At 40.9% G+C, this 12,261-nt stretch carries 10 protein-coding genes; 3 read left to right on the top strand and 7 right to left on the bottom strand.

What is annotated here, in order from left to right; translation table 11 throughout:
• Window positions 1-77 precede the first annotated feature (77 nt).
• From secD to CAL6303_RS14400, 5 genes are all read right to left on the bottom strand, one after another.
• Window positions 78-1,031, bottom strand: coding sequence for a preprotein translocase subunit SecD (gene secD / locus CAL6303_RS14420; protein WP_051036677.1), 954 nt, complete (start codon window positions 1,029-1,031; stop codon window positions 78-80).
• A gap of 135 nt (window positions 1,032-1,166) precedes the next feature.
• Window positions 1,167-2,066 (bottom strand): hypothetical protein, encoded by a 900-nt coding sequence (locus tag CAL6303_RS14415; protein ID WP_015198537.1) that lies wholly within the window; start codon window positions 2,064-2,066, stop codon window positions 1,167-1,169.
• Window positions 2,067-2,135: 69 nt separating this feature from the next.
• A complete protein-coding gene (locus CAL6303_RS14410) occupies window positions 2,136-2,729 on the bottom strand; it encodes a DUF1517 domain-containing protein (protein WP_015198536.1) in 594 nt (197 codons plus the stop codon).
• Window positions 2,730-2,856: 127 nt separating this feature from the next.
• On the bottom strand, window positions 2,857-4,506 hold the full coding sequence (locus CAL6303_RS14405; RefSeq protein ID WP_015198535.1) for an ABC1 kinase family protein: 1,650 nt from the start codon (window positions 4,504-4,506) through the stop codon (window positions 2,857-2,859).
• 313 nt (window positions 4,507-4,819) lie between these two features.
• A complete protein-coding gene (locus CAL6303_RS14400) occupies window positions 4,820-5,884 on the bottom strand; it encodes a mannose-1-phosphate guanylyltransferase (protein ID WP_015198534.1) in 1,065 nt (354 codons plus the stop codon).
• Window positions 5,885-6,058: 174 nt separating this feature from the next.
• Between CAL6303_RS14400 and CAL6303_RS14395 the strand changes: the two genes are divergently transcribed.
• Complete coding sequence (locus CAL6303_RS14395; RefSeq protein WP_015198533.1) at window positions 6,059-7,495, top strand: LCP family protein; 1,437 nt, start codon at window positions 6,059-6,061, stop codon at window positions 7,493-7,495.
• 133 nt (window positions 7,496-7,628) lie between these two features.
• Window positions 7,629-8,120, top strand: a complete 492-nt coding sequence (gene bcp, locus CAL6303_RS14390) for a thioredoxin-dependent thiol peroxidase (RefSeq protein ID WP_015198532.1) — start codon at window positions 7,629-7,631, stop codon at window positions 8,118-8,120.
• Window positions 8,121-8,165: 45 nt separating this feature from the next.
• Here bcp and CAL6303_RS14385 read toward each other — a convergent pair whose 3' ends face one another.
• Window positions 8,166-9,218, bottom strand: coding sequence for an adenosine deaminase (locus tag CAL6303_RS14385; RefSeq protein WP_015198531.1), 1,053 nt, complete (start codon window positions 9,216-9,218; stop codon window positions 8,166-8,168).
• Between the two features lie 207 nt (window positions 9,219-9,425).
• On the opposite strand from CAL6303_RS14385, the gene CAL6303_RS14380 reads away from it, so the two are divergent.
• Window positions 9,426-9,704: a hypothetical protein gene (locus tag CAL6303_RS14380; protein WP_041740590.1), complete on the top strand. Its 279-nt coding sequence runs from the start codon at window positions 9,426-9,428 to the stop codon at window positions 9,702-9,704.
• 65 nt (window positions 9,705-9,769) lie between these two features.
• Here the strand turns inward: CAL6303_RS14380 and CAL6303_RS14375 are convergent, their stop codons facing one another.
• A complete protein-coding gene (locus CAL6303_RS14375; RefSeq protein ID WP_015198529.1) occupies window positions 9,770-12,205 on the bottom strand; it encodes a HEAT repeat domain-containing protein in 2,436 nt (811 codons plus the stop codon).
• Between the last annotated feature and the right edge of the window lie 56 nt (window positions 12,206-12,261).

Genomic DNA, 12,261 nt, shown 5'->3' with positions numbered 1-12,261 from the left:
TAGGGGTTTAGCATTGCTAAACCCGTAGAACACGATAGATATTTTATATACAGGGTTTATGGTTTTACTTGTATAATTTATTTACTTTGCTTTATGGAGGTAGATTCTATAATTTTTAAAGGTAATGGGAAGGCTCCACTTTGCAATTTTAATGCAATATCTTGGGCATCTTCAGCAGTGAAACTACCGCTAATTACTGCCGAACCACCTGTAATCCCGCTTTTGGCAAATTCAACTCCAATTACAGGAGAACTCACGAGTTTATCATCAATAAAAATACCAATTGCTCTTCCAGTTCCAGCAAGATTTTTAGTTACTTTCGCAAACGTTCGACTTCCTTCTTCATCAAATCTAATTGCGATTTCCCATCTATATTTATCTTGGGTTGACTGACTAAAAGCATCTGTGATATTTTTACCTGTAAGTGGTGGTTTAGTAATTTTAAATACTTGGGATATGGCTAAATTGTTCTGTTGTAAGGCTTGAGCATTTTTAGCGATCGCATTTTGATCTGGATTACTATTTTTCCGTAATTTTTGCTGTTTCTCAGTAAGTTGGTAACGAGTTGCTAACAGAGTGTAAAGTTGATTTTTAGTTCCTGATTTTTGCTCTTTAAACTCCAATTTACCGCTTTTTCCCAATATTCTCGTCACTTGGCTAGGATCTCGCACCTTTGGTAAAATAATCAAAATCTGATTTTTGCCTTGAATTTGCACAGTTGCTTGAGAAATATCCAGCCGCTGAATTCTCTTTTCAATTACTTGTTTGACTGCTGCCAGTTCCCTATCGGTGATTTTCGGTATCGATGGAGTGGTTTGTAGTTCAACAACTAACCGTAAACCATTTTGATGTGAGTTATTTTGAGTTTCCCTGTTACACAAATACGGAATAAAATTACAAATAAAGCCTGTATAATCTGGTGCCAAATTTAGTAACGCTATCTCATGATTCTGCAATCCTTGGGTTTCTTTGATTTCATCTTTTTTGACATCACCCAATGGTGCTAACCACTTGTCAAATAAGTATCCCACCGGCAAACACCCATTAAATATTAGCGTTAGGGAGATTGTAGATATATAAGTCAATTGACGCAAATACGACATAGTTTTGAACAAATAAAAGCGGGCAGGTGCCCGCGTTACTAATATCAAACTATACCCGAACTTCTAGCGTCTGCGGCTACCAAAGCTACCGCTACTACGGCGAGGTGCAGCCGAACGTCCACTACCGAAGCTATTATTACTAGGGGAACGTCTCACAGTGCTGGAATTACCAGAAGGACGTAGGGTACTACCACCAAAGCCAGAACCGGAAGCACGACTACCTGAAGTTGTTTTTGTTGTGGTGCGGGTGTTAGTTGTGTTGGGGGAATTTCTTCTAATGGAACCAGTAGTACGGAAAGCAGTCCGATTTCTTTCCACTGCGGGGGCTTCATTATAGCGAGTTCGGTAACTGGAAACTGCATCACCATAACTACTACCATAACCACCATAACCACGAATTACACCACCAGGCTGATAAGCGGGTGGAACGTAATATTGGGGTCTAAATAACAAACTACCAATTGCTTGCCCAGCAATGGAACCAGCTACAGAACCTGCAAAGGGTGCCCAAAATCCATTTTCCCGACGCACAACAACAGTTTCTTGTTGCCCTGTCTGGGGATTGGTTTTTGTTTCGGTGACATTATGAACGTATTCGATTTTAAAATCTTCGGTTAAATATAAAGCTGGTTGTCCACCTTCTACCTTCAAGTAAGTTTTTTTACCTGCTTTAATTTCCTCATCAGTTAGCCGTGCCATCTGGAGTTTATCAGTTTTGAAAGTTGGGGGTGTAGCACCCAGCAACATCAGCATGTATTCTCCATTACCATCATCAAAACTAGCTTGTTGGACATCATACTGTCCATCGGCTAATTTAGTTGAAACTGATTTCTGGCTAACATTTTGGGCTGGAGAATTAGTTGGAGAACTAGTTTGATTGCCACCACCACAAGCGACAGTGGTAAGGCACAAACTTGCAGCGAGAAAAACGGCTGTAAATTTACGCAAAATCGTCATTAACATTTTTACTATCATCCTAACTTCGAGCTTAACAAGTTCTTTTCGACTATGGAGTAGGGAGTACCCAACCATTTATAGTGGGATTAACTCCGGGTAATACTGCAATAATTGGTCATTAGTTAGTTCTTCACCAAATTGGGCTGGTGAGAAATGCACTTGAACTGCCCGTAATTTGTGTTTGTAATGGAGGTTAATTAGCCCCTTTAAGCCTTGTTTTAGGGCGCTAATATTGGATAAGTCGGTTTCGAGTTCCGGAACTTCTCCTTCTGCTGCTGCTGTAATCATTACCAAAACATTATTTGTTACAGGTATAGATAAAGCTTGATTAGAATCATTGGTATAACCAATATCAAATTCAGCCCCATATCGCTGTGCAGAGTCGGTAAATAGTTCATTCACAAAATCTCCTGCTTCACCCTCATTCCAGAAGACATCACCTTCATTTGCGGCAGATACCCAATATTCATCATATTGCAGTAGGGATTCGCATAGTTCTACCAAACCTTGCCCCAAGGTTTCCATATCACCATCACCATCGATTGCATCCCGCGCTATGGAGTTGAGAATCCCCAAGATAGGGGCAACATCAGCACCACCAAGATGAACGAATACGCGACTGACAACGTATCTTGTCTTTCCCATCATTTTATTAAAACCGTCTCGCATACCTCTAACCTCCAAAATTATTGCTTCTCTTATTTTGTTAATCTACAGCGCTTTGCGGGTAGATTGAATATACCTGTTAGAGGATATGTTAAGAATAACTGTTTATTTCTACCGACTTACTTACTCATTACTTGTTGTTTAATCTGCCTGAGCGTAAAGTACTAATAATCAACCATAATCCTAAAAAGCTAGCCACAGCAAAGAGAATATTACTGATTAATGATAACTGGTTAGTTTGGGCACTACTAGATATAATTGCTGCTCCCATAATCAGGGAACCTACGAGAATACTAAAAGAGAGGCGATTAGCAGCATCATCTGTGGTTCGTCGTAAAGCATCTAAACCACGGATTGAAATATTCCACTGTAGTGTCTCTGATGTTACACGATCTAGAAGTAGCTCAATTTGGCGGGGAGATTGCAAAGAAAGACTCTTTAAATCTAGCGCGGTGCGTAAAAGCGATCGCACTGGACTGTCACCCACCAATTGCCGTCGAAACAAATCTGTTAATAGGGGTTTAATTTCATCAAAGAAGTTTAAATCTGGGTTAAAACCACGGGCTACACCTTCTAAATTAGCGATGGTTTTGGCATATAAACCCATGTTACTAGGGAGACGAATTTTGTTGTTGCGGGCAACTTGTAACAATTCATAAATTATCTGGGAGAAGTTGATTTGTGACAGGTTGGTATTATGATACTTCCGCAACATCCGGTCGTAATCACCCTCCAAACGTGTCATAATCACAGGCTCAGTTGACTCTGCTAATTGTAAAGTCAACTGAGCACAGCGTTGAGCATCAAGATCGACAATTGCCAGCAGCATTTCCGTGAGAATTTGTTGAGTACGGGGATCAAGTCTTCCCACCATCCCACAATCTAAGAGAGCAACTCGTCCATCATCCAAATAGAATAGATTACCGGGGTGGGGATCAGCATGGAAAAAGCCATCAATGTAGATTTGTTGGAAAAAGGCACGAAACAAAAGTGAAGTGATTTCTTTCCGTTTCGTGCTTGCATCTTTCTCCTTTTCATCCAGGATTTTTGCTGCCAAAATCGGCTTCCCATTCAACCATTCCATCACCATTAACTTAGGTGTCGTCAAACTCCAATCAATTTCCGCAACCACCAACTGTGTGGTATCAAACCACTTACTTTGAGATAAATTGCGACGAAGTTGGTTAGTAAAACTAGCTTCGCGGGTAAAATCAAGTTCATCATTGAGAGCTTTACAAAATTCTTCAGCAATAGATTTGATTTCGTAATTTTGACCAAATTCCGTCCGGGCAACCAAATCCGCAATCCCTCGAATTAAGGTAATATCTTGGGCAACTATCGCGTCTATACCAGGACGCTGGACTTTGAGAGCAACTTCCTGTCCATCAGCACGGGTAGCTCGGTGGATTTGACCAATAGAACCAGCTGCAATGGCAACAGGATTGATTTGGGTAAAAGTTTCCTCTAGGGGGCGTTTAAGCTGCTTGCGGATGAGGATTTCGATATCTTCCCAAGCAACTGGAGGGACTTCATCTTGTAGGGTTGACAGTTCTTCGATGTAAGCACTACTTAACAAATCGGGACGAGTGGAAAGGAGTTGACCAAGTTTGACATAAACAGGACCTAAATCCACCAAGATTTTTTTGAGAACCGCAGGTGTCGGTAGTTGTGGTTCATCGGGCTTTCCACCTGTGAGTAGCCTCCGCATATAGTCCCAACCATTGCGGAACAGAACTTCGATAATTTCACGTTGACGGGGAACTGTTTGGGTCAGGAACATAAGAGGCAGGGGGCAGGGGGCAGGGGGCAGGGGGCAAGGGGGGCAAGGGAGGCAAGGGGGGCAAGGGGGGCAGGGGGCAGTATCAAATAACTGGTAACTAGTAACTAGTAACTGATAACTGATAACTGGCAACTGATTATTGTTGAGTTATACTAAAAATAGCAGTAAATGACCCTCTATCAAGGGTTCTATCTTTTAATAAGGGTTAGAGTCTTGAGTCGCTATTTTTAGATGTCACTAGGGATAAAAACACCAAGATACTCAAAATAAATAATTTCTTAATCTCCAGACTCTAACCCTAAACTATGAACCCTTAAAGTAGTTCGGTAAACTTGGGATCGCTCTTAATGGTGGCGAGAACTTGCTTAATTTCTTGGGTGCGATCCTTTTTCACAATTAGAGTCACATTGCGATCGCGTACAATCACAATGTCTTCTAAACCAATGGTGACTATGACCTCATTGGCATCACTGGCATATAGTATCGCACCCTGGGTATCCAACCCCACATGGGTCGCAAGCTCAACATTGGCAGTATCTTCTGTCTTCAGCAACCGCTCAATTGCATTCCAATCACCCAAATCATCCCAACCAAAATCAACTGGCAAGACATATGTCAAACTTGTCTTTTCCATCAGCGCATAGTCTATACTTTTTTTAGGTAACTGAGGATAGATTTCGACACCTTTTTGTGCTATGGGTTGAACAATCTCTGGAGCATAGGTTTCAAGTTCCTTCAGAACTACACCCGCCCTAAATATGAACATACCGCTATTCCAGCTAAATCGACCCGTAGATAAAAAAGTTTCGGCTGTTTCACGGTCTGGCTTTTCTGTAAAACGGTTCACATGATAAGCTGGCAGGTCGTGAAAGCTACCCATCTTTTCGCCTTGTTCAATATAGCCATAGCCAGTTGAAGGAAAATTTGGTTTGATCCCCAACGTCACAATTGCTTCTGTTGTCGCAGCTAATTCACAAGCCGCATCTAATGTTTGAGCAAATGTTTCTTGGTTCGCAATCCAGTGATCTGCCGGGAAGAAGCCAATAATCGCATCTTCACCGTAGCGTTTCTTAATTTCTAAGCTAGCCCAAGCAACCGCTGCGGCTGTATCTCTTCCCTCCGGTTCAATTAATAAATTCTGTGACGGTAATTCAGGAAGTTGCTCTTTCACACCTTGAGCTATTTGATTAGAAGTTATCACCCATAGACTTTCCCAGTTATCCGTGAGGGCTATAAGTCGATCTGCGGTTGCTTGCAGCAAACTTCTATCAGTACCGTCGAGACATAAAAATTGCTTCGGTCGATTGAGACGGCTAAGGGGCCAAAAACGCTCACCTTTACCACCAGCAAGGATTACAGGAAAAAATTTATGATTCATGTTGACCTACAGATTTAATTTTAGGTAATTTTAGGACACTTTAAGTGTACTGTGAGCTTTTCTACTGGCAAGCTTTGTAGTTTGCATTAAGATAGCGTTTAAGAAAAGCAATAGGTTCCCTGTATTGAGCAAAGTTAGAGTTATAAGTGGTGTTGGTTGAGTGGGGAGAAATGTGTGGTTAAACAAGTGGAATTTAAAGAAGATTGGGGAAATTCCCAAAGAATTGAATGGGAACAGGGTCAAGCTGTCACAGAAGGCACTATAACTTCTGGAAATGAGCTAGGAGAATCTACGGCATCTATTCCTACCCAGCTTTACCGCAGGTTGGGTTTAGCAATGCCGCGTTGGCTATTTTGGATCCTCACTGTCTCCATTGGGGCGACACTTTCGGGCTTACTAGTATCAAGTCTGGCACTGTGGACTCCTTTGTGGAGTACAACAGAACGCACTGATGAAGAGTTGGCATGGTCAGGAAAAACTGCTGAAAAAGCCGCACTACCAGAAGATTTGTGGAGCGATATATCTCAGTATAAATTGACTCGTCCCATGAATATTTTACTCATGGGGATCGAACCTGTTGCAGGTACTACTGATGGTTCTCCAGAAAGTTTTGCTGGTAAAAGCGATACAATGATCTTAGTTCGCCTCAACCCAGACAATAAGTCCATTCGAGTATTATCGATCCCCAAAGATACGATGATTTCGATCCCCGAAAAAGGACTCAGTAAAGTCGCTGATGCCAACTCCCAAGGTGGTCCTGCATTAGCACTCAGAACAATTAGTAGATCCCTCAGCAATGCGCCAATTGACCGTTATATTCGTATTTCTACCAGTGGTTTACAACAGCTAGTTAACCAATTGGGTGGAGTCGATGTATTCATCCCCCAGGCAATGCAATCTGAAGCAGGTTCCAAACAATTACCCATTAATTTGGTTAATGGTTGGCAAACTCTCAATGGTGAACAAGCAGAACAATTCGTTCGCTATCGGACTCCAAAAATGGCAGATTTAGAACGAGTCCAGCGCCAACAAGTTCTATTTGCAGCATTAAGAGAAAGACTTTCCAGTCCTGCGGTGGTACCTAGATTGCCCCAGTTAATCCGGGTGATGCGAAAGTATTTTGATACTGATTTGAAATTAGCAGAAATGATGGCTTTGGTGAATTTTTCTACCAATGTTGAACGCGATAATTTTCAAATGACAATTTTACCTGGTATTTTTAGCCGCTTGAGTGCAGATCCAGATAGTTACTGGTTAGATTTAACTGGGCAAGTTGATTTATTAAGGAACTACGTTGGGGTAAATATTGGGGGGATGCAATCAATTACAAAACCACTTCCTAGCTTGAAAATCGCTATTCAAAATGCTGCAAATGAATCTGGTTTAACAGAAAAAGTGGTTAACTCCTTTAAACAAAAAGGTTTTGCGAAGGTTTATCCGATTGCTGATTGGTCAGATATTCAGCACAAAACTCAAATTATTGTTCAAAAGGGTAGCCGCGAACAAGGTGAAGCATTACAGAAAAGTCTCGGCTTTGGCGATGTGGAAGTAGCTGCAACAGGTGATTTGGAATCTGATATCACGATTCGCGTGGGTCGAGATTGGAAATAGTTTAGAAAAATTTTATATTCTGACTTATTTGTAGGAGTGCGAGATTCTTGGAATCTCGCATTTTTTTGATCTGCTGAGGTAAGATTTTTGAGTGATGACTTTCCAACCATTTTTGCACTCACTCACAAAAATCATGACCGATATTCCTCAACCAGGACAAGCAGCACCCGATTTCTCCGCACCCAACCAAGACGAAAAAATTACAACCTTGGCAGATTATCAGGGTAAATGGTTGATTCTCTACTTTTATCCCAAGGATGACACCCCTGGTTGCACTACTGAAGCCAAGGATTTTAGTGAATATCTACCAAAATTTCAAGAATTAGGTGCAGAAATCTTAGGTGTCAGTACAGATTTGGAGAAAACCCACTGTAAGTTTATCAACAAGCATAATTTAACTATTAATCTTCTAAGCGATCGCCTACACGAAATAGCCGACAATTATGGTGTTTGGAAATTAAAGAAGTTCATGGGCAAAGAATATATGGGTATTGAACGTTCAACTTTTTTGATTACACCAGATCAAAAAATTGCCCATGCTTGGATAAAAGTGAAAGTAAAAGCACATGCAGCAGCAGTTTTAGAGAAATTGCAGTTAATACAGGCTGGTGGAAACATCCAATAACTTACGCACTATACAAAGCGGTTGATGGTGCATGTATCGTAAACGTTACACCCTGTGCTCATTCAACACTGACACATCAGCATCTTCAGAGTGCAATAATCCATTTAGCAATGATGCGGGACGTTTACCATAACGCCAAGCAAAAGCATGTTTAAAGGCTGCATCTTGGCAAGCTTGTAACTGCTGGAAACCAATAATGTCGTTAGTTAATAGATTTTCATATTCAAAGGGTAAACGAACATTATGTAATCCAGCATTGTCAGTACAAATGGCAATGTCAACACCAGCTTCAAAACAACGATCAAATACTGTCTTTAGCTGGCGAATATCTTGTAATGTTCCTGTTTTAGAATAGGTTGTAGGACAAACCTCTAAGCATTGTCCCCGCTGTGCTACTTCTTTAAGTAATTCTGGATACAGTAAGGGAATTTGAATACCATGTCCAATTCGCATTAAATATGGCAGCAAATCAGGGTAACAACCTGCTGTAGTCTCATAGAGATGTCCGGTGGTTTTAACTCCTTTTTCCAAAGCATATTCGTATAATTTCGCCCATTCACTCAAGCGTTCAGCGTAATAACTATCACCACCTGCCACATCTACCGCACATACATATTTGGGATTTTGGACTGCTAAATCCACGATTGCTTTATTCACCTCGTAAGGTAAACGTGAATGCATACAGAGGATTTGGCTTGTAACAATGGGGTATTCGGGAATCTGACTAGCTTTACCCACAACATCGACGATTTCCGCCATTTTCTCGATGCGTTCTGATTGAGTCAAATGCTCAGGTGTTCGCAGATACGGAGTGTAACGTAGTTCTAAGTAAGCAAGATTTTCAAAAATGTAGGCACCGCGTAGTAGGCGGTAAATAAAGTAGGGTAAAGTTTCAACCGTTTGCACACTCTCTACTAATGTGTGCAATTCGAGGTACTCATCAAGAGTATTACGGGGTTTAGTATAAAAGTCTTCAAATCCAGGATAGTCAGCAAAGCGTGAAGCGATATCCGACTTATGTCTTTGGAAATATCGCCATAACACACGAGGTACAACTGAACCGCCGAGATGTCGATGAAGTTCCGCGTATAATGCCATAGTGGTGCTTTGGATGCAGAATTTAACTAATGTTAACAAAAACTACAGAAAATAAGTAGGATTAAAAATAAGTAATGAGTAAGGTGAATAATTGGGCAAAGGGTTGTTCACCCCTAGTAACTTCAAATTGTCGCTGTTTGTCTGAGGTAACTTATAAAATCTGGGTTATAGTCTTGCTAGATGTTGGGTCAGATTTGCTTGATTAATATGGTTTACAGCAGTTATTATTTAATTCGCTCCAAAAGTGATGGACGTTACTTAGCGGCACGTCCTGATGATAAATCTAGCTACTTGCTACTATTTCGAGAAGATTTTGAGGCTTTAAGCTATCTCAACACCCATGCTGGTGAATTAGCAAGTCGCTTAACTGTAGAGTCGGTTGCTGATAGCCAATTGGGAGATTTAATCAAGCGTTGGGGTTTTGTTGGTGTAGGTTTGGTTTCTGATCCTTTGGTACCGACGATTGAGTTTGCACGCAGAAGTTAGGGAATAGTAGAGGATCTGAATTTGCTGGGGCTGGTTTTTGCGAAATGTAATTGAATGTTGAATTATTAGAAGAAATTCACGGGAAGAATCCCAGTTAATTTACTCAATTTTTGCGGCACTAAGTCAGAATTTTTTGCATTAGTAATTTGCGATAAATAGCAATCAGCAACAGCAATTAAAAATCCCTTGATGGCATCTTGATGATTATTTTTCACCAAATCATCAGCCTTCTTGAAGAAGTGCGATCGCCATTTGCTTTCGTTGCCTTCGTACATGTCTACCAAATACAGTCCAGCTAAATATTCAGCTAAAGGATCAAGGCAGAATTTTATTTTATCCTTTGCGGAGCCAATGGTTTGAATTAAATGTAGACTATTTTCGAGGTAATCAAGTCGTGCATCTGGATTATCTGGGTTTAATGCAGCTAAAACAGCTAATAAATCCTCACGTTTAGCTGTTCCTGGTTGATAATTTTCGGACAGACATTCCCAAGCAATGACTTTTGCATCTTGATGCACGGTTCTGTCATTCAATTTTTCCCCTGTAACATAGCGATTTAACTCGTTTAAATATCCCAACATCAAATTAGGAACTGTTTCAGGTACAGTACCATTTTGTAAAGACGCGGTATGTCGCGTTTCTACGTTGGCAATTAATTTTTCGGCGTATAATTTTGCTAACAAAACTGTGATGTTACGTTGTCCCACCATTAATGATAGTTTTGTACAAGCATCAAAAAATTCCTGGTCGGTAAATAAAGCCCGTTTACCACGCTGCATTAAATACGCTTCCATAAACGACGAAAGCTTGTTTGCTTCAATCCTCAAGGGTTTGATGATAGTTTTGTTTACTTGTCCTAATTTTTCTTCTAAACGGGAAGTAATCACCAACGCATTTACCGGAAAATCTGGTGAATCTGCTTGTAAAGCTTCACGGGTAGTTGAATTTAGTTCTGAAAATCGATCAACTATGACTAAAATACGTCTTTTTCTGAGTAGCTTTAATAGCAACTCTTCACATATAGGTTCAGGTTCATCAATAAGCGATCGCAGTTGTCCACGAATGGCTTCAATTAGTGCTAATTTACCATCAACTTGACGAAATTCGTCTTCTAAAAGTACGGGTAGCATTAGATGTTCGCAAAGTCGCTGATCTTGCTGTTGTGCAATACTCCAATTGGCTATTTGACAGGCTAAACTAGTTTTACCAATGCCACCTTCGCCACAAATTACCAAGCAACTGCGCTGTTTTTCAAAAGTTGGACGTAAATTCTCTGGTGTTAATTGGGGTAAGGTATTGCCATCCAAGACAACCGGAATCGGAATATAATTACTACGACTAGTAACAGTGTCTTTTTTGGGAAACTGCGATCGCGCTGACTCGATATACTTGTTTACCCATGCATCCAGTACTTGGGGATGGAAATGAAACCAACCAATAAATAAGACGTACCGCAATGGCACATTAATACTGATAAATGGCAGGGAAAAATCGGTATAAGGTTTTAGGGTATTATTAATTTGCAATAGCCACAAAGGCTTGATTTTTAGAAGTATCAGCCAGAGCGAAGGTAGTACAGTTACATAGATAACTATCCCTAAAAGTAACTTATGTTTCAACGCCCACGCGATCGCAACATCAAATAATCGCGTTTCCTTCTCAGCCTTCAATGCTTCCAAAGGACGACGGATACGGGCATTATCCACTTCGGTAAAATTCTCTTTGTGTGATTCCAGAATTTTGATTACCTGTTCAAAATCTCCTATCACCTTCGCTAATTTTGCACTAGGCAAATTATCAGCCACATCCTGATAAGCACCAATAACACCACCCAAACCCTTAACTACTGCATATCGCACATAATATTCACTGTCATTCAACAAAGGAATTAAAACCTTTACCGCAGAATTAGCTTCAGTTCCCATTGCACCCAAAGCCAAAGCCGCATTTTTTCGCACCCGTGGATTACTATCTTTTAAAGCATTAATCAAAGACGGAACCGCAACTTTTGCCTCCGTACCAATCCGTCTCAAAGCTGAAGCTGCATAAATGCGAACATATTGTTCTTTATCCTGCAAAGCTGCCATCAAAGCCGGAACCGCAGATTTTGCAGGTATGCCAATTTCACCCAAAGCCAATACTGCATACATCCGCACTTGGGTATCTTCATCCTGCAAAGCTTCCGTCAGCGCACCCACCGCAGTCGCAGCTTCCGTACCCATATCACCCAAAACCCAAGCCGCACGCCAGCGAATGTTACAATCTGGGTTTTTGAGGTTTTCTACCAACGTCGGCACTGCACCCGAACCAATACTTACAAGTGCGTCATGTGCTTCTAAACGCACACGGGCATTGTTATCAATCAGTTTTTCAACTATGGGGGTGATTTTTGTATCAGTAGGAATTTGCGCCCAGCTATTTCCTGTAAACATCAGAAATAACAACAAACACAGTACAGACAAGGTGTAGAATTTTTGGGCGATCGCTTTTGTGGCTTTCACCAGTATTATGGCTCCAGTTAGGTAACTTTATCTATTTTATTGTTTTTTGTTATGAG

The organism is Calothrix sp. PCC 6303 (genome assembly GCF_000317435.1).
Taxonomy (GTDB): domain Bacteria; phylum Cyanobacteriota; class Cyanobacteriia; order Cyanobacteriales; family Nostocaceae; genus PCC-6303.
This window is presented reverse-complemented; position numbering and strand designations above follow the sequence as displayed.